Annotated in this window: 18 protein-coding genes; 10 read left to right on the top strand and 8 right to left on the bottom strand. The window is 36.4% G+C overall.

What is annotated here, in order from left to right; genetic code table 11:
• Positions 1-27 precede the first annotated feature (27 nt).
• From ABJ955_RS04570 to ABJ955_RS04550, 5 genes are all read left to right on the top strand, one after another.
• Positions 28-2,868, top strand: coding sequence for a glycosyl hydrolase (locus tag ABJ955_RS04570; protein ID WP_347373419.1), 2,841 nt, complete (start codon positions 28-30; stop codon positions 2,866-2,868).
• Between the two features lie 109 nt (positions 2,869-2,977).
• Entirely contained in the window at positions 2,978-3,640 is a 663-nt protein-coding gene (locus tag ABJ955_RS04565; protein ID WP_347373418.1) for a succinate dehydrogenase cytochrome b subunit, read from the top strand.
• A gap of 11 nt (positions 3,641-3,651) precedes the next feature.
• Positions 3,652-5,655, top strand: coding sequence for a fumarate reductase/succinate dehydrogenase flavoprotein subunit (locus ABJ955_RS04560; protein ID WP_347373417.1), 2,004 nt, complete (start codon positions 3,652-3,654; stop codon positions 5,653-5,655).
• 184 nt (positions 5,656-5,839) lie between these two features.
• Positions 5,840-6,058 (top strand): four helix bundle protein, encoded by a 219-nt coding sequence (locus ABJ955_RS04555; protein ID WP_347374361.1) that lies wholly within the window; start codon positions 5,840-5,842, stop codon positions 6,056-6,058.
• Between the two features lie 39 nt (positions 6,059-6,097).
• Positions 6,098-6,844: a succinate dehydrogenase/fumarate reductase iron-sulfur subunit gene (locus tag ABJ955_RS04550; RefSeq protein WP_347373416.1), complete on the top strand. Its 747-nt coding sequence runs from the start codon at positions 6,098-6,100 to the stop codon at positions 6,842-6,844.
• Between the two features lie 52 nt (positions 6,845-6,896).
• On the opposite strand, the gene ABJ955_RS04545 is transcribed toward ABJ955_RS04550, so the two are convergent.
• Positions 6,897-9,086, bottom strand: coding sequence for a response regulator (locus tag ABJ955_RS04545; protein WP_347373415.1), 2,190 nt, complete (start codon positions 9,084-9,086; stop codon positions 6,897-6,899).
• A gap of 158 nt (positions 9,087-9,244) precedes the next feature.
• On the opposite strand from ABJ955_RS04545, the gene ABJ955_RS04540 reads away from it, so the two are divergent.
• Both ABJ955_RS04540 and ABJ955_RS04535 read left to right on the top strand, forming a co-directional pair.
• A complete protein-coding gene (locus ABJ955_RS04540) occupies positions 9,245-10,225 on the top strand; it encodes a DUF1028 domain-containing protein (RefSeq protein ID WP_347373414.1) in 981 nt (326 codons plus the stop codon).
• A 66-nt stretch (positions 10,226-10,291) separates the two neighbouring features.
• Positions 10,292-10,948, top strand: a complete 657-nt coding sequence (locus ABJ955_RS04535; RefSeq protein WP_347373413.1) for a transglutaminase domain-containing protein — start codon at positions 10,292-10,294, stop codon at positions 10,946-10,948.
• Between the two features lie 58 nt (positions 10,949-11,006).
• Here the strand turns inward: ABJ955_RS04535 and rpmA are convergent, their stop codons facing one another.
• The 7 genes from rpmA to mutY form a co-directional block, all read right to left on the bottom strand.
• Positions 11,007-11,270, bottom strand: a complete 264-nt coding sequence (gene rpmA, locus ABJ955_RS04530; RefSeq protein ID WP_347373412.1) for a 50S ribosomal protein L27 — start codon at positions 11,268-11,270, stop codon at positions 11,007-11,009.
• Between the two features lie 35 nt (positions 11,271-11,305).
• Positions 11,306-12,004, bottom strand: a complete 699-nt coding sequence (gene rplU, locus ABJ955_RS04525; RefSeq protein ID WP_347373411.1) for a 50S ribosomal protein L21 — start codon at positions 12,002-12,004, stop codon at positions 11,306-11,308.
• A 106-nt stretch (positions 12,005-12,110) separates the two neighbouring features.
• Positions 12,111-12,566 (bottom strand): DUF4199 domain-containing protein, encoded by a 456-nt coding sequence (locus ABJ955_RS04520; protein WP_347373410.1) that lies wholly within the window; start codon positions 12,564-12,566, stop codon positions 12,111-12,113.
• A gap of 91 nt (positions 12,567-12,657) precedes the next feature.
• Positions 12,658-13,221, bottom strand: coding sequence for a gliding motility lipoprotein GldD (gldD, locus tag ABJ955_RS04515; protein WP_347373409.1), 564 nt, complete (start codon positions 13,219-13,221; stop codon positions 12,658-12,660).
• Positions 13,211-14,527 (bottom strand): gliding motility-associated protein GldE, encoded by a 1,317-nt coding sequence (locus ABJ955_RS04510; protein WP_347373408.1) that lies wholly within the window; start codon positions 14,525-14,527, stop codon positions 13,211-13,213. Before ABJ955_RS04510 ends, gldD begins: the two co-directional genes overlap by 11 nt.
• Before the next feature lie 21 nt (positions 14,528-14,548).
• Complete coding sequence (gene ssb / locus ABJ955_RS04505; RefSeq protein ID WP_347373407.1) at positions 14,549-15,004, bottom strand: single-stranded DNA-binding protein; 456 nt, start codon at positions 15,002-15,004, stop codon at positions 14,549-14,551.
• 110 nt (positions 15,005-15,114) lie between these two features.
• Entirely contained in the window at positions 15,115-16,179 is a 1,065-nt protein-coding gene (mutY, locus tag ABJ955_RS04500; protein ID WP_347373406.1) for an A/G-specific adenine glycosylase, read from the bottom strand.
• A 129-nt stretch (positions 16,180-16,308) separates the two neighbouring features.
• Between mutY and ABJ955_RS04495 the strand changes: the two genes are divergently transcribed.
• From ABJ955_RS04495 to ABJ955_RS04485, 3 genes are all read left to right on the top strand, one after another.
• Positions 16,309-16,599, top strand: coding sequence for an HU family DNA-binding protein (locus ABJ955_RS04495; RefSeq protein WP_347373405.1), 291 nt, complete (start codon positions 16,309-16,311; stop codon positions 16,597-16,599).
• Between the two features lie 367 nt (positions 16,600-16,966).
• Positions 16,967-18,511, top strand: coding sequence for a ribonuclease E/G (locus ABJ955_RS04490; protein WP_347373404.1), 1,545 nt, complete (start codon positions 16,967-16,969; stop codon positions 18,509-18,511).
• A 148-nt stretch (positions 18,512-18,659) separates the two neighbouring features.
• Complete coding sequence (locus ABJ955_RS04485; protein WP_347373403.1) at positions 18,660-19,133, top strand: regulatory protein RecX; 474 nt, start codon at positions 18,660-18,662, stop codon at positions 19,131-19,133.
• Positions 19,134-19,226 lie beyond the last annotated feature (93 nt).

The following is a 19,226-nucleotide window of genomic DNA, read 5'->3' as shown; positions in this document are numbered from 1 at the left end:
ACTTTCAGCTTTTTAAAAATTAAAGCCATGAAAAACCTTTTAGGTACCGTCCTCTTTCTTACTACTGCAGTAGTTTTTTCACAACAACCAGCTACACCTGCAGCTACAGTTCAAAATGGACTGCAACAAAAAAATGGGTTAGCTCAAAATGCTACAGTAAAAAATCTACCTTTCAAAAGTATTGGGCCTACAATTATGAGTGGTCGTGTGGTCGATTTTGCGGTAAACCCCGATAACCCTACAGAGTTTTATGTGGGTTATGCTAGCGGTGGGCTTTGGTATACCAATAATAACGGCACTTCCTTTACACCTGTAATGGATAGTAGTCCTACACAAAATGTGGGTTGTGTTGCGGTAAACTGGAAAAATGGCACCATCTGGGTTGGTACAGGCGAGGTTAATGCGTCGCGTTCTTCCTACGCTGGTATTGGATTGCTAAAAAGTGATGATAAAGGCAAAACATGGCAAAACATGGGGCTTAAAGACAGCCATCATATAAGCAGTATTCTTATAAACCCTGAAAACGCCAATGAAATTATAGTAGGAGTCGTGGGGCATTTGTATTCTGATAATGAAGAACGCGGGGTTTTTAAAACCATTGATGGCGGAAAAACGTGGAATAAAACACTTTTTATAAATGATGAAACGGGGATTATTGAAATTTCTAGCAACCCTAAAAATTTTAAGACGCTCTATGCAGCTGCGTGGGATAAAGACCGTAAGGCATGGAATTTTGATGGTAGTGGCGCGGGTAGTGGGATTTATAAAAGCACCGATGCAGGAAGTAGTTGGATAAAAGTTGCTACCGAAACCAGTGGGTTACCTATAGGAAAAGGCATGGGCCGTATGGGTACTGCCGTTGTGGATGATAATACGGTGTATTTAATTGTAGACAACCAATTTCATCGAAAAGAGGAGCCGAAAAAGGAAGAAACAGACATCCTTACCAAAGACGATTTTAAAACAATGGCGGTGGCAGATTTTCTAGATTTAGAGGATAAAAAGCTAAATCAATTTTTAAAAATGAATGGCTTTCAGGAAAAATACCGTGCTGAAAACATAAAACAAATGATTCGGGTAGGTACTGTAAAACCTGAAGATTTGGCGAAATATCTAGAAAATGCAAACAGCCAATTGTTTGACACCCCTGTTATTGGCGCAGAAGTTTATAAAAGCACTAATGGCGGAAAAACGTGGCAGAAAACACATGAAGGGTATTTAGATGATTTGTATTATTCGTATGGATATTATTTCGGAAAAATTCACGTTGACCCTAACAATTCCAATAAAATCTATGTGTATGGCGTGCCAATTTTAAAATCTGCAGACGGTGGAAAAACCTTTGAAAGCATAGATGCCGATAACCTACACGTAGACCACCATGCACTTTGGATAAACCCCAAAAAACCCGGTCATTTAATTAACGGAAATGATGGCGGGGTTAACATTAGTTATGATGACGGTAAAACGTGGATTAAAAATAATGCGCCAGCCGTGGGTCAGTTTTATGCTGTAAACGTAGATCTTGAAAAAAATTACAGTGTGTATGGCGGGTTGCAGGACAACGGAGTTTGGGTTGGCCCACATACCTACGAAAAAAGTCCAGGGTGGCGCCAAACCGGAAAATATCCATATGAGTTTCTTTTTGGAGGGGATGGCATGCACGTGCAGATAGACAGTAGGAATAGTAATATTGTTTATACAGGCTATCAATTTGGAAATTATTTTAGGTTGCATAGAAATGGAGGCGCACCAGTCTATATTCAACCAAAACATGAGTTGGGTGAAAGCCCGTATCGTTTTAATTGGCAAACGCCCATACTTTTAAGTGAGCATAATCAAGACATTTTATATCTAGGTGGAAATAAATTGATGCGTAGCATGAATCAAGGAGATGATTGGGTAGCTATTTCTGATGATTTAACCAAGGGTGGAAAACCCGGCAATGTAGCTTATGGCACATTAACAAGCATTAGCGAATCTCCTTTTCAGTTTGGGTTGCTTTATACGGGTAGCGATGATGGTTTGGTGCATATTTCAAAAAATGGCGGCGGTACTTGGACGGCTATTTCGGAATCGTTTCCGAAAGACCTTTGGGTAAGCCGCGTGATTGCTTCTTCCCATAAAAAAGAAACGGTTTATGTTACCTTAAACGGCTACCGTTGGGACGATTTTAAGCCGTATGTGTATGTAAGCGATAATTATGGTGCTACCTGGAAAGACATTAGCAGCAATTTGCCAGCTTCTCCCGTAAATGTTATAAAAGAAGACCCTGTTAATGAAGATCTATTGTATTTAGGGACTGATAATGGGGCATATGTTTCTTTTAATCGTGGCGAAAGTTGGGAGGCTTTCTCTAATGAGTTGCCAAATGTGGCGGTACACGATTTAGTGATACAGCCAGAAGCGAAACACTTAATTTTAGGAACCCATGGGCGCTCACTTTATCGTGCTGACATTTCGTTGCTTCAAAAAATAACAAAAAACACCATGGATGAAATATTGGTTTCAGAACTAGCGCCCATACATTTTTCACCGCGCTGGGGAAGTAAATTTAGTACGTGGAGAGATGTGTACGAGTCCAAAACAACCTTGCAATTTTACACTCCTAATGCTGGAGAAGCACTAATTAGCATCCAACACGAAGCTAAAAAAGAAGTGCATAAATTTACAGTAAATGCTTCAAAGGGCATTAATACAGTAGGTTATAATCTTTCTATTTCAGAGAAATCCAGGAAACTGTTTGATAAAACGGAAGCGAACGTTACTAAGGCTGAAAATGGGGCGTACTATCTTCCAAAAGGGAAATACACAATAACAGTAGCAATTAAAGACAAAAATGCGGCTACAGAATTAGAGCTTAAATAAGGAGGATGTATTTAAACTTATTCTAAATAGTTTTCAAAAACAAAAGAATGTTTGGCGACAAAGCGATAGAGGTGTATTTTTGTGTAACTATTCTAGAACTATAACCAAAATGGCAATACTAACTTCAACAATTGCACGAAAAGTAGCAATGGCACTTTCCGGCCTGTTTCTTGTCTTCTTTTTAGCACAACACTTTGTAATTAACATCACTTCGGTCATTGATCCGGACACCTTTAATAGCTTGTCGCATTTTATGGGACACAATTTTTTGGTGCAGAGCATATTACAACCCGTATTAATTATAGGAGTAATTTTTCACTTTGTAATGGGGATTGTTCTTGAAATTAGAAACAATAATGCAAGACAGATAAAGTATAAATCCTTCAAAGGGCATAAAAACTCAACGTGGGCTTCGCGAAATATGATTATTAGTGGCTTGGTGATTTTAGCGTTTTTAGGGCTTCATTTTTACGATTTCTGGTTTCCAGAAATAGTTCATAAATACATAGAAAGTAACCCGATGGACGCAACACGTTATTACCCTGAGTTGGTTCATAAATTTGAAAGCCCAGTGCGTACGGGTCTTTATTGTTTGTCTTTCGTTTTATTAATGCTTCACCTTTGGCATGGCTTTTCATCGTCTTTCCAAAGTATGGGCTGGAACAATAAATATTCAAAAGGACTTAGAAGGTTTACACAGTTTTACGCAGTATTTATTCCGTTAGGGTTTATTTTCATTGCCCTTTACCTTCACTTTAATCAAATCCACTAAAAGAAAAAGCGATGTCGAAATTAGATTCCAAAATTCCAAAAGGACCCTTAGCAGAGAAGTGGACAAATCATAAAAATGATATTAATCTAGTTAACCCTGCCAACAAGCGTAGTATAGATATAATTGTTGTGGGAACAGGTCTTGCCGGTGGAAGTGCCGCAGCAACACTTGCCGAATTAGGCTATAACGTAAAAACCTTTTGCTATCAAGACTCTCCACGTCGCGCGCACTCTATTGCCGCGCAAGGAGGTATTAATGCCGCGAAAAATTATCAAGGCGATGGCGATTCAAACTATAGGTTGTTTTACGATACCGTAAAAGGGGGCGATTACCGTTCCCGTGAAGGAAACGTATACCGTCTTGCTGAGGTTTCAGCAAATATTATTGACCAATGCGTAGCCCAAGGTGTTCCTTTTGCACGTGAATATGGTGGTATGCTAGACAACCGCTCTTTTGGAGGGGTTTTAGTTTCCCGTACCTTTTATGCCAAAGGACAAACAGGTCAGCAATTACTTCTTGGCGCGTATTCTGCAATGAACCGTCAGATTAACCGTGGAAAAATTACCCCTTATAACCGTCATGAAATGCTCGATTTAGTGATCATAGATGGTAAAGCAAGAGGGATTATTGCCCGCGATTTAGTTTCTGGAAAAATTGAAAGGCATTCCGCACATGCTGTGGTTATTGCTTCTGGAGGTTATGGAAATGTATTTTTCCTTTCAACCAACGCCATGGGAAGTAACGTTACTGCATCGTGGAAAATTCATAAAAGAGGGGCGTATTTCGCAAATCCTTGCTACACACAAATTCACCCAACCTGTATTCCTGTTTCTGGTGATCACCAAAGTAAATTGACTTTAATGTCTGAATCGCTTCGAAATGATGGTAGAATATGGGTGCCTAAACATAAAAAAGACGTTGAAGCCATTAGAAATGGGAGTAAAAAACCAAACGATCTTTCTGCAGATGAAAGGGATTACTACTTAGAACGAAGATATCCATCGTTTGGAAACTTGGTGCCGCGTGATGTTGCGTCGCGTGCTGCAAAAGAAAGATGTGATGCAGGCTATGGAGTAAATAAAACTGGACAAGCTGTTTTTCTTGATTTTGCTTCTGCAATTGAACGTTACGGAAAAGAACAAGCTGCAATTCACGGAAACCACAACCCGAGTTCAGAAGAAATAACAAAATTAGGAAAACAGGTTATCGAAAATAAATACGGAAACCTATTCCAGATGTACGAAAAGATCGTAGATGAAAATCCATACGAAAGTCCAATGATGATATACCCTGCGGTGCATTATACCATGGGCGGTATTTGGGTGGATTACAACTTGCAATCTACCATTCCAGGCTGTTATGTTACTGGTGAAGCTAATTTTAGCGATCACGGTGCTAACCGTTTGGGAGCTTCGGCATTGATGCAAGGTTTGGCAGATGGTTACTTTGTTTTACCATATACAATTGGTGATTACCTTTCAAAGGATATTAAAACAGGAAAAATACCTACCGACAGCAAAGAATTTGACGAGGCTGAAAATAAAGTTCGTGAACTTTTAGCAAAGTTGGTTAATAATAATGGGACACATTCTGTAGATTATTTCCATAAAAAATTAGGCCACATTATGTGGGATAAGTGTGGGATGGCACGTAATGCGGAAGACTTAAAATCTGCAATGACAGAAATTAGAGCGCTTCGTGAAGAATTCTGGAAAGATGTAAAAATTCCAGGGGGTATGGACGAAATGAATGCAGAGCTTGAAAAAGCAACACGTGTAGCAGATTTCTTAGAGTTGGGTGAATTATTTGCGAAAGATGCGCTTCATAGAAACGAATCTTGCGGAGGTCACTTCCGAGAAGAATACCAAACTGAAGAAGGAGAAGCCCTTCGCGATGACGAAAACTTTATGTACGTTGCCGCATGGGAATACACTGGAGATCCAGGAAATGAAGTGCTACATAAAGAAGCATTGGAGTACGAAAATATTGAAGTTAAATCGAGATCATATAAATAATAAAGAGCGAAGAAGGATGAGGAGTGAGGGATTTTTAAATAGGACTCTTTGAAGTCGTATAAAGAATTACTTGTTTGGCAAAAAGCAATACTTCTTGTAAAGGAGATTTTTGTTTTTAAAGGTGCATTCCCTGAAGAGGAAAAATTTGGATTGATTTCGCAAATGAGGTGTTCATCTATTTTCAATTTCTTCAAACATTGCAGAAGCTTGGGGTAGAATATCAAAAAACAATTACATTCAATTCCTTAGAATTGCCAGAGGCTCTTTGTATGAATTGGAAACACAAATTATTAGATCAATTGATTTAAAGTATAATACTAGAAACGAAAATATTGAAAGTTTAATAGTTGAAATTAGCAAAATGTTGAATGCTTTGATAAAAAGCTTAAATGAAAAAGAATGATTCGCTTCACTTTTCGCTAATCGCTAAATCCTTTATAAAATGAAACTTACTTTAAAAATTTGGCGTCAGAAAAACGCAGCTACAAAAGGAGAACTAAAAACATATCCTATTGACGGAGTAGAAGGGGATATGTCTTTTTTAGAAATGCTAGACGTTCTCAATGAGGGTTTAATAAACAACGGTGAAGAACCTGTAGTTTTTGATCACGATTGCCGTGAAGGTATTTGCGGAAGTTGTTCGCTGCAAATAAATGGCGAACCTCATGGTCCAGACCGTTTGGTTACTACCTGCCAACTGCATATGCGAATGTTTAACGATGGCGATACTATTGTTATTGAACCGTTCCGCGCTAAGGCATTTCCAGTAATAAAAGATTTAGTGGTAGATAGAAGCTCTTTCGATAGAATTCAACAGGCTGGAGGATTTATTTCTGTAAATACTTCAGGAAATACCATTGATGCTAATTCAATTCCTGTAAACAAACACGATGCGGATGATTCATTCAACGCAGCAACCTGCATTGGTTGTGGGGCGTGTGTAGCGGCATGTAAAAATGCAAGCGCAATGCTTTTTACATCAGCTAAGGTAAGTCAGTTTGCTTTGCTTCCACAAGGAAGGATAGAAGCTACTGAGCGTGTTTTAAATATGGTTGCGCAAATGGACAAAGAAGGTTTCGGAAACTGTAGTAATACGGGTGCTTGCGAAATAGAATGTCCAAAAGGTATTTCACTTGAAAATATAGCGCGTATGAATCGTGAATATTTAGGCGCAAGCTTGAAAGGATAATATTTTAAAATTTTATAATAGTCAAAAAAACCCTGCATGTGTAGGGTTTTTTTTATTGGGAATAATAAACGTATTCTTCCGTATTTAGTGTTTCTGGACTGTTGGTTAGGGTACGTAGAATAATGTTTAAAAATTGATCTACATTATATGGTTTTATAATTATACCATTCATCCCTGCATTTTTAATTTTTTCGCGTATTTCTTCCGCTTCAATAGCTGTTAATGCAAGAATAGGAGTGGTTTTATTAAATTCTCTAATCTCTTTTGTTGTTTCAATTCCATTTTTTCCAGGCATGTTAATATCCATTAAAATGAGGTCGCAAGGCACTTCTTTAATTTTTTCTATCGCCTGGTCACCATTTTCAGCTATAAAGCAATTCAGTTTGTGCTTTTCAAGAATTTTCTTTGTAACAATTTGGTTAATTCGGTTGTCATCAACAATTAAAATTGTTTTCCCTTCTAGAAACCCTTTGTTATTTTGAATTAATTTTTCTGTATGTAATTCTTTTGAGTTTTTAAATTTTAGTGTAAAAGTAAAGGTAGATCCTTTGCCAACTTCACTTTCTAACTGAATGGTGGCATTTGAGGCTTCTAGTAGTTTTTTTACTATTGGGAGTCCAAGACCAGTGCCTTGTTGTTTATGACGCTGTGAATCTACTTGTTGAAATTCTTCAAAAACGTGTAATTGCTTTTCTTTTGGTATCCCAACGCCTGTATCTTGAATGTTAAATGTAACGGTAATGTCTTCCTCTGTTAAAGCTTCTTTTTTGGCAGAAATACGAATTTCTCCGTTATTGGTAAATTTGGATGCATTTCCTAATAAATTCATTATAATTTGTGAAAGAACAACATGGTTTCCGATAATGGTCTTTGGAATTTCTTTAGAAATATCCAGCACCAACTTGTTTTTATTTTGAATTAAAACATATTGAAAGGAAGAAGTAATAGATTTTATAAGCTCATGAAGGTTAAAAGGTATTTGAATGTCTTCGATGGTTTTTGACTCTAGTTTGCTAATATGTAGTACATCATTTATAAGTGCTAATAAATAATCTGCTGAAAATTTAAGGCTTTTTAAGTCTGTGCGATGGTTTTTAAGTGTTTTGTCTTCTAATAGTATCGACGTTAACCCAATTACACCATAGAGCGGGGTTCTTAATTCATGACTTACCGTAGAGAAAAATTTACTTTTGGCTTTAGCTAGTTGCTCTGATTCTTCTTTCGCCTTTAGGTACTCTATGTTTTTTTCCTTTAAGGTTTGTGTTAGTATTTTTTTTCTTTTATTGCCACGATAAAGGAATATAATAAATACGCCTAAAAAGATTGCGGCACCAATAAAAAAGTAAAGTAATATAGTGCTGCGTTTCGCTTTTTCTATAATTAGCTCTTTTTCAAGTTCAGCTTGTTTTGCTTGTTTTTTATATTGATTTACACCAAATTGCGCATTCGCATTTTGGATTGACATCACTTTTTCTTTCTTAAACTGGATGGCACTAAGGCTATCGAATGTTTTTCGTGCTAGAAAAGCTTCTTTAAAGTCGCCACTTGTATATAGCGCGTTGCTGTACTCTTTATATGATTCTATTAGACGGACGTCGCTATAATTCCCTTTTTCAAAAATAGTTATAGCCAACTTTAGGTTTTCTGCAGCTGTTTTTGGATTGTTTTCTTCAAGGTTTATTTTTCCTTCAAGCAGATATAAATCAGGTTCATAGGCTTTATGATTAATTGCTGCTAAGTCTTTTTTTGCTTTTTCAATATAAATATTTGCCTTTTTTGTGTCTTTTTTATTTAAATATATTTCAGATAAGTTGTAGTAGATTATTGATGTTTCAACAGTATCGCCTTGTTTTATAGATAAAGGAAGTGCTTTTTCTAGATAAGGCAAAGCCATATCATATTTCTTCTCCATAGTATAGAGCACTCCCAATAAATTATACGCACGCGAGATTATAAAAGCATTTTTTTCTCGTTCGGCATAATCCGTGTAAATTTTGGCGTAATCGTGGGCGTTTTTATAATCTTCTAGATGCATAAATACAGCCGCCATTACATATCTTGAATAATAAGCTAAGGCACTGTCTCCAATTTTCTCAGCAAACTTAATATTGGTAATGGAGTGTGAAATAGCTTTGTCGTATTTCCCCTTAAACCAATAATCATCAGTCTTGGCAACCATAGCTCGTAAGGAGTCTTTAAGAGCAGCATGCGCCGCACTTTTTTGGACTGATGTCGTGTTCAAGCTGTTTTGCGAATGGCCTAAATAAGAAATAATAAATATTATAAGTGCGAAATAGTTCAAAAAAAAAGATTTTAAGGCATACTAAATTAATGTAATTAAATTACTTAATAGCTTTTAGGTGTATTAATTAGCTATCTTTAAGTGTAAATCATAATACAATGAAATATACCTTCGTAATTTTTAGCATATTTTCAATATTTACAACTATGGCACAAACTTTAAAGCCCAATGCTCCGCTAGCACATACTTTTTCTATAGTAGCACGTGATGCTAAAACTGGAGAAATGGCTGTTGCTGTACAAAGTCATTGGTTTAGTGTGGGCACAGCCGTTTCTTGGGGAGAAGCTGGAGTTGGGGTTGTTGCCACGCAAAGTTTTGTAAATAAATCTTTTGGCATCCGTGGTTTGGAATTATTAAAACAAGAAAAATCTCCACAACAAGCCTTAAACATTTTATTAAATGAAGATGAAGGAAGAGAATTTAGGCAAGTTGCCATTTTAGACAACCAAGGAAGAGTTGCTACGCACACTGGTTCAAGTTGTATTGATTTTGCAGGGCATGCAAATGGGGAAAATTTTTCAGTTCAGGCGAATATGATGCTTAATGACAAAGTGGTTTCAGCAATGGAACTTGCATGGAAAGCAAATAACGAAATGCGCTTAGCGGAAAGAATGGTTGCTGTGTTACAGGCGGCTCAGAATGCTGGCGGCGATATTCGTGGAAAGCAATCAGCTGCATTAATGATTGTTGCTGCCGAAGCCACCAAGGAGCCGTGGAACGACAAAGTTTTAGATTTGCGAGTAGATGACTCAGAAAATCCAATAAGGGAATTAGAGCGGTTACTAACCGTTTTTCGCGCATATGAGTATATGAATCAAGGAGATCTTTATGTTGAAAAGAATGAAATGAAAAGTGCTATGGACGCCTATAATGCTGCTATGAAGATGTTTCCAGAAAATTTGGAGATGCAATACTGGACGGCAATAACGCTAGCGAATGATAAGCAACTGGAAGCGGCTTCAAAAATGCTTCAAAGTATTTATAAGAAAGATGCTAATTGGCGCGAACTTACAAGACGACTGCCTAAAGTTGGCTTGCTAAATGTTTTAGAAAAAGATTTAAAAATGCTACTCAAGTAAGTTTTAACAGCTTCATTTTCAATATTATTTAATAATTCACGTTTTCAATTGAATCACTTAAGGTTTATGCGAAAACAATCTGTTTTTTTATTTTTTATATGTGCTTGGGTAGGGTCCTATGGGCAGATAGGTTCTATAATTGGAGCTGAAACCGCTTATAGTAGGCCTATTTCCCAGCAAACTAAGCCCGCTTTTTCAACGGCAAAGCTCGCTTTTACAATTACAAAAAATGCAATTTCCGACACAGATAAAGCAACTGCAATTTACAGCTGGATTGTTTCAAATATCGCTTACGATCACGAGTTAATGCACAGTGAAATGCTTCAAAAGCAATTTTATACTTCCGAAGAAAATGTAATTAAAAAAGTTTTGGAACGAAAAATGGCACTTTGTGGAGGGTTTGCTTTTTTATACAAGCAACTTTGTGCTGAAGTTGGCATTGCTGTTGAGGTGATTCATGGATTCACTAAAAATTATTCCAGTAAAACTCAAATAGATGAAAAACCGAAGCATACTTGGAATGCCGTAAAACTGAATAATAAATGGTTCTTGCTAGATATAACTTGGGCTATTAGTAATGGCGATGGTAAAAATCCAGATAATTTTTGGTTTTTAACAACTCCTACCGATTTTATGTATTCACATTACCCCAAAAATTCAAGATGGACACTTTTAAAGTATCCGCAATCTTTTGAAGAATTTCAAAGAATAGGAAATCCTTAAAAACAAAAAACCTTCACAAATAATGCGAAGGTTTTGTTTTCAGGATAGAAAGTAATTACTATGCTTCAGCGTTAGGAACGATAGAAACGTAGCTCTTGTTGTCTTTCTTCTTAGTGAATTTTACAAGGCCGTCAACTTGCGCGTGCAAGGTGTGATCTTTACCACCATATACGTTTTCACCTGGGTGATGCGTATTTCCTCTTTGTCTTACAATGATATTTCCAGCGATAGCAGCCTGTCCACCAAAAATCTTAACGCCTAGACGTTTCGATTCTGATTCGCGACCGTTTTTGGAACTACCAACTCCTTTTTTGTGAGCCATTTTGTTTCGGTTTTAAATATTATACTTAAGCAGGATTATTTCTCGATCCCACCGTCTAAATTGTCTTGCAATTCTTTTAGTTCATCCCATTTCCCGTCAGCAGCTAATTTGGCTTGTTTTGGCCAAGTGTCTGTAACTAAATGTGCTAAATTTGAACTAGCTTCAGAAAGAATAGTGGCGATAGCTTCTGGTTTTGCTTTTGCAACTTTAGCAAAAGTATCTAATCCAGCAGCAACCATAGCCTCAGCGGCTTTTGGTCCAACACCTTCAATCTTTTTAAGATCATCTGCTTTCGCTGCTTTTTTAGGAGCGGCTTTTTTAGCAGGTGCTTTAGTTTCAGCTTTTGCTTTTGGAGCAGCAGCTTTCGTTTCTTTTTTAGGAGCAGCTTTCTTAGCTTCTTCCTTTTTAGCAGGTGTAGCTCCTGAAGCTACAATGCTCTCAATTACAATTTCAGAAAGATACTGACGGTGACCGTTTTTCTTACGGAAACCTTTTCTTCTTTTCTTTTTGAAAACTATAACCTTGTCACCTTTTAGGTGTTTTACGACTTTTGCTCCTATTTGAGCTCCGTCTATAGCCGGGGCGCCAATGGTAATATTGTCTCCGTCACCAATAAGAAGTACATTGTCAAAAGACACTTTTTCTCCTTCTTCAACTGGCAAACGATTAACAAAAACCTTTTGGTCTTTCGCAACTTTTACTTGCTGCCCTGCTATCTCTACAATTGCGTACATAGCGAATCGTTTATTAATTAGTTAAACAAAATGCTCTTACCGTCCGGTAAAAGCGGGTGCAAATATAATTTTTAAAAATCAAACAACAAAGTCTTTTCTTGTTAATTTACAGGGTATTCCTGTTTCCATCTTGAGTGTTCCAAGATTTTTTTAGAAGTTGCATAAATGTGAGTGTTAAAACCAAGCTGGTTGAAAAGCCCATAAGCAGAATAGACAATAGCAGCATAAGGGTGCCCAAGTTGTATTCTAGGTTCCACCTATCCATTATAGCGGCTGCAAACTCCATGTCTATTTGGTACATATAAACAGCCATAAACGCTGTAAAAAGTATGGTGGCAATTCCACCAGAGAGTAAGCCTACTTCAAACGCTTTTTCGTATTTAAATTTATTTTTCCGGGAAGCATAACTCTTCAGAGCCATATAGATTCCGAAGCCGAAAATTAATCCATTTACTGCACTTAAAACTGGGTATTGGTGCAAGCCAATTAATTTTAAAAGTAGAAAATATGCAATCAAGAGGATTGCAATATAAATGCCGAAACGAGAATATACTTTGACCATAATAGCTTGTTTTACAGTCAAAAGTTACGAAATCTTACGGAACCTTTTGCAAATGCTTTGTTAACTTTTTTAGCCGTTTGCTAGAAATAGATTATTTCCAAGAAATTGTTTCCATTAATTTACGGATATCTTCACGAAGGTATACTACTGCTGGATAAATAGAATCAAAGTTTGGTTTTGCTTCAAAATATAAAGCACCGTTTAAAAAGTGGTTTACGCTATCAGTAACATAAAATTGGGTTTGACTCGCAGCATTACCATTAATCATATAAAACATACCGTACACTTTTTTTTCTGGATTTATAAAGGGTTGTTCCGGGATGCTATTTGCTTTTATAGTATGATCATACGCTAGTTTTTGAGCATCTTGCAGCAATGAATCTAAATTATTATTTCGTATGTCTTGGTAAGTTAAATATAGCGTAGCCTTCATATTTGGATACGTTATATTCATGCCGCACTGTTTTTTTTTGATTAATGTAGCAATTTCATTCATTGAAAAAGTATAGGGGCAATCTGTATCAACAGTTTTATATACGGGTTGGGGGTAGTCCAAACGAAGTAGTGCGGATGGTTTTACCAAAGCGTCATCTTTACAGGATGTAAGGATAAAGAGTGATGCAAATACTAGGAGAAAGAAGCTTTTAATTTTCAATGGTAAGTTTTATTTGTTTGATACGTTTGCCTTCAAAGGCCTCAATGGTAAACGCATAATTGTGGAAAGATAGTACTTCGTTCTTCTTCGGAAAACCTTTAGAAATTTCCAAAAGGAAACCAGCTAGTGTTTCTGCTTCGCCTTTTTCATCTTCAAAAATTTCTAGATTTTCAGGTTTAATTACTTTATAAAAATCTTTTAAGGGTGTTTTTCCTTCAAAAACAAAGGTGTTGTCGTCTAGTTTTGAAAATATTAGGTCTTCATCGTCAAACTCATCGCTAATTTCACCAACTATTTCTTCAATAATATCTTCTAAAGAAATAAGTCCGCTCGTGCCGCCATATTCATCAACCACTATTGCGAGGTGCATTTTCATTTCTTTAAATTCGTTTAATAAATCGTCCAGCTTTTTGTTTTCAGGCACAAAATAAGCTTGGCGTTTTAATGTTTTCCAGTCTAATATTTTCCGGTCTGTATACGGAATCAAATCTTTCACGTAAAGAATACCAGTAATATGATCCATGCTGTCTTTGTATACAGGGATTCGTGAATAGCCACGTTGGATTATTTCGGGTAGAATTTCTTTAAAAGTCTGGTCTTCATTAAGTGCAAAAATATCCATTCGGTTTTTCATTACCTGTTTGGTATCTGTATTTCCGAAGGTTACAATGCCTTGAAGAATTTTTTGTTCCTCGTGTGTGGTGTCTTTATTTGAAAGTTCTAAGGCTTGAGAGAGATGGTCGACGCTAATATTAGATTTCTGTTTTCCATAGCGTGCGTGCAAAAATAGTGTGGCAGAACGCATGGGTAAGCTTATTGGCGCGAGTAAAGTATCCAATATATTAAGTGGCTGCGCCATAAAAACTGCAAACGAAATACGGTTGCGGTTTGCATAAATCTTTGGAAGAATTTCGCCAAAAAGCAATATAAAAAAGGTAACAACTCCTACTTCAACAATAAAACGTACGTCAATTCCGTAAAAATTCGATTTAATGCTCGAGAAAAGAACATCGCTCAAAGAGTCAAAAAGTAAAATAATAGCAATGTTTATAAAATTATTTGCGACTAAAATTGTTGCGAGCAATTTTTTTGGCTTTGCTAATAAACGTTGTGCGATTCCTAGCTTTTTTGCGATTGTTTTTTCTTCATTGGTTTCAAAATCTGAAGGTGTTAATGAAAAGAAAGCTACTTCGGCACCAGAAATTAAGGCAGAGCAAAACAATAAAATAAACAAGATAACGCCACTTGTTATCTGGGTAAAATCCAAAGCGGTAAATAAAAATAAACCAGGGGGCTCCGTGTCCAATTTGAAGATTTTAGTTAAACATTAAAACGGTAAGTCGTCTCCTTCATCAGCAACTGCATTGTTGTTTTGCGATGTAGCTGAAGATTGAGTGCTTTGAGCGTTTTGTGTATTTTGATTGTTGCCAGAGGGATTGCTTTCTCCTTTTGGAGTAAGGAATGTAAAATCTGTACAATGTATTTCGGTGCTGTATCTATCCAAGCCTTTGTCGTCTTGCCACTTGCGGGTTTTTAAGCGCCCTTCGATGTATACCATATCACCTTTTTTCAAATATTTTTCACAGATTTCCGCAGCTTTATTTCGCACGACAATGTTGTGCCATTCGGTATTGGTAACGCGCTCGTTTGTAGTTTTGTTGGTGTATGTTTCATTGGTGGCAAGTGGAAAACGGCCCAAGCTGTTTCCTCCTTCAAAATAATGCATTTTTACATCATCGCCTGTATGCCCAATCAACATCACTTTGTTTAATGTTCCACTCATAATTATTACTTTTTCAATTTATGCAAAGGTAGATTTTGCGTTTTAAATATAAGGATTTTTTAAATTTTTATATGAATTGATTTGTACATAAACGATTGTGAAAATACGAATCAATAATTTTCAAAGAATTCTGAAACAAAATTTGCTATTAAAACTGGAACTGCGTAGCTATTTATTTTTGAAATTGGAATCGAGTTTTTAGTTTCATCAAAAGTTTCAATAAGCCAAAAACGTGTGTGTAAATGCTGGTGCGAAAGTTTATGAAGCACTGGTTTTTCATTAAAGAGAGTAATAGATTCAATTTTTAATGTTTTAGAAAATGCTTGAAACTGAGGAAGTTTTTTTAAGGTAGAAAGATCTGTTTCTTTTGAAGTTTCAAGTAACGGAAACTCATATAGTTTTTGCCAGATTCCTTTTTCTGTGCGCTGTTGAAGCAATGTATGTTCGTTTTTAGAAAGAACAACCATATAATTAAAATACCTCTTTTTAATTGGTTTCGCCTTTATTTTTACGGGAAATTCTAAAACTTTTTTCTGTTGAAAAGCAGTGCATTTATCATTAAAAATGCACTGATCGCAATCTGGGTTTTGAGGCACACAATAGCGGGCGCCAAACTCCATAATTGCTTGGTTAAATGTGCCTGGTTGGGTTTTGTCTATCAACTTTTGGGCAAGTTGCTTAAATTCTTTTTGTCCAGTAGTTGTATTAATAGGTGTAGCAATTCCAAAAAAGCGGGAAAGCACACGGTATACGTTTCCGTCTACAACAGCTTCAGCTTGATTAAAACAGATACTGGCTATTGCACTGGCGGTATAATCGCCAACACCTTTAAGCTTTAATAAGTCTTTGTAGTTGTTTGGGAAACGGCCATTCATTTCTTTAGTTACCTTTTTTGCGGTTGCGTGAAGGTTTCTAGCTCGGGAATAATACCCAAGGCCTTGCCAAAGTTTTAAAACATCACTTTCGGAAGCATTTGCTAGATTTTCAACTTTTGGATAGGCTTCTATAAATTTTAAAAAGTAGGGTAAACCTTGCAAAACACGGGTTTGTTGCAGCATAATTTCTGATAGCCAGATAGGGTATGGGGCTATTGTATTTCTCCAGGGAAGTTCGCGTTTGTTTTGCAAATACCAGTATATAAGCTTGTTGGAAAAGGATGTGGTTATTTTTGGCATGGGGTAAAATTAATCTATATCCCTTTAAATTTTAAAGGATTAAGGTTTGATTTATTGATTTTAAAATATGTATATTTGCGGTTCTAAAAAAAAACCTGGTAAAGAATAATTAATTAAAATTTATAAGTAATGACGAAAGCAGATATCGTAGCGAAGATTTCAGAAAAATTAGGAATGGAAAAGAATGAAGTACAAGCTACTGTCGAAACCTTTATGGACGAAGTAAAAAATTCTTTGGAAGGTGGAGATAATGTTTATTTAAGAGGTTTTGGAAGCTTTATTATTAAAACTAGAGCTGAAAAAACAGGAAGAAACATTTCAAAAAATACAACAATAAAAATCCCTGCCCACAATATTCCGGCTTTTAAACCAGCAAAAGTTTTTGTTGAAGGTGTAAAAACCAACGTGGACGTAAAATAGTAATAATCCGTTCGATCTTATAATTTTCGGGATTGAACATAATAACAACTTTAGTATGCCAAGCGGTAAAAAAAGAAAAAGACATAAGGTAGCGACTCACAAGCGCAAAAAAAGAAGACGCGCTAACCGCCACAAAAAGAAAAAGTAGTTTCTCAACTACTTTTTCTGTTTTAAAAGTGTTTCCTAAACGTAGCCAATGGGTGCTATTTAATAGGAAGGAACAAATAAAAATCGTTCTTTGAAAATGAAATTGCAACATCCTGCTTTTGGATTTGGTGTAATTTCGCCGGGTTTTTTAATAAAACCTGTGAAAAATATTGTTTAATACGTCCCGACATTTATTTCGGGGCAACAAAATTAATGTAACGTGAACTACGAATTATTTATAAGGTCCGGTTCACAAGAAGTTGATTTTGCCCTTTTAAAAGATGGAAAGCTACTAGAGCTTCACAAAGAGGAAGAGGGGAACAATTTTACGGTAGGCGATGTTTTTCTCGCTAAAATACGTAAAACAGTTCCTGGTTTAAACGCCGCCTTTGTGAATGTGGGCTACGAAAAAGATGGTTTTTTACACTATCATGATCTTGGTCCAAAGATACTTTCACAATTAAAATTTGTGAAAAATGTAAGCAGTGGTAAATTGAAGGATTATTCCTTAACTAATTTTCCATTTGAAAAAGAGATTGATAAGCACGGTAACTTAAATGATGCCTTAAAGAGCAATCAATCCATCTTGGTTCAAATTGTAAAAGAACCCATATCCACCAAAGGACCACGTATTAGCTCCGAGCTTTCGATAGCCGGAAGATACATTGTGTTGGTTCCGTTTTCGGATCGTGTTTCTGTTTCGCAAAAAATAGATAGCAATGAAGAAAAAGACAGGTTAAAACGCTTGATAACAAGTATAAAACCAAAAGGATTTGGCGTAATTATACGCACTGTAGCCGAGGGCAAAAAAGTAGCAGAACTGGACAAAGATTTACAGACCCTTATGGATCGCTGGACGGCGATGTGTAAGAAGCTACAAGGGGCGCACCACCCTTCAAAAGTGCTAAGCGAGCTAAATAGGGGAGCCTCAATTATTCGCGATATGTTTAACGACTCATTCTCTGCGATACATATTGACGACGAAAACCTATACTTGCAAATAAAAGATTATGTGCAGGAAATTGCACCTAAAAAAGACAATATCGTAAAGTTTTATGATTCTAATGTGCCAATGTTCGAAAAGTTCGGCATTGAGCGGCAGATTAAAACTTCCTTCGGAAAAACAGTATCAGGGAGCAAAGGAGCTTACCTTGTTATTGAACACACCGAAGCAATGCACGTAATTGACGTGAACAGCGGTAACCGAAGCAACAAACAAAAAACACAAGAAGGCACAGCGCTGGAGGTGAATTTGATTGCAGCTACTGAGGTAGCAAGACAACTAAGGTTACGCGATATGGGAGGAATTATTGTGGTCGATTTTATAGATTTGGCAAACGCCAATCATCGCAAAGAGCTTTATAATCACCTTCGTGATGAAATGAAGGACGATAGAGCAAAACACAAGATTTTACCCCCAAGTAAATTTGGGTTAATACAGATAACCCGCCAACGCGTTAGGCCAGAAATGAATATTAAAACCCGTGAAGAAGATCCAAGTAATGTGATCAACGGTGAAATAGAAGCGCCTATTATCGTTATAAATAGAATTAATGATGAGGTGAAACGCCTTTTCAAAAAAGACTATAAAAAGATAACACTTAATACACATCCTTTTATAGCGGCCTTTTTAACAAAAGGATTCCCGAGTGTGCGAACCAAATGGTTTTTAGAACACAAAAAATGGGTAAAAATTCAACCTCGAGATGCCTATACATATCTCGAATATCATTTTCACGATAAAGATGGTGAATTGATAAAATAACCAAAAACCCCTTTTGAAGGTTTACTTCATCAGGGGTTTTTTTGTGCGTTATTTTTTTAATAGTTGTGGATGCTGTTGTTGCTAGTGCCTAGGCTCTTTTCTGCCTAATTAAAAAGTTTTATCTTCACTTTAAAATTAAGATTGATCATTGAATACATATAAAACATATACCGTAGCAGAAGCTATAAGGCGAATGGAACGTTATTGTGCGTATCAGGAACGTTGCCATAAGGAAGTGAGTAAAAAACTCTATGAGATGCGTATGATTCCCGATGCAGTAGATCAAATATTTAGTCACTTACTTCAACATAATTTTTTGAACGAAACTCGTTTTGCACAAGCTTTTGCTCGTGGAAAATTTAGAACAAAAAAATGGGGCAAACGTCGAATTGTCGCTGAGCTAAAGCAACGTGAAATTTCTAAATACAACCTTCAGATAGCCTTAAAAGAAATTCCAGCTGCTGAGTATTACAAAACATTTGATGCCTTGGCAGAAAAACGTTTGCAACAATTAGATTCAGAAAAAAATTTACAAAAAAAGCGAAAAAAATTGGCAGATTATCTATTTTATAGAGGTTGGGAGCCAGAATTGGTTTATAGCAAGGTAAGTGAAGTAAAGTAGCGTTCAAAATTATAAATGGAAAAGATTGCTTTATAATTCAAAGTTTACACTAATTCTGAAAGCCAGTATTTTTACAGCGTATAGCATTCGTTA

Source organism: Aequorivita sp. Q41, assembly GCF_039831855.1.
In the GTDB taxonomy this organism is placed as follows: domain Bacteria; phylum Bacteroidota; class Bacteroidia; order Flavobacteriales; family Flavobacteriaceae; genus Aequorivita.
This window is presented reverse-complemented; position numbering and strand designations above follow the sequence as displayed.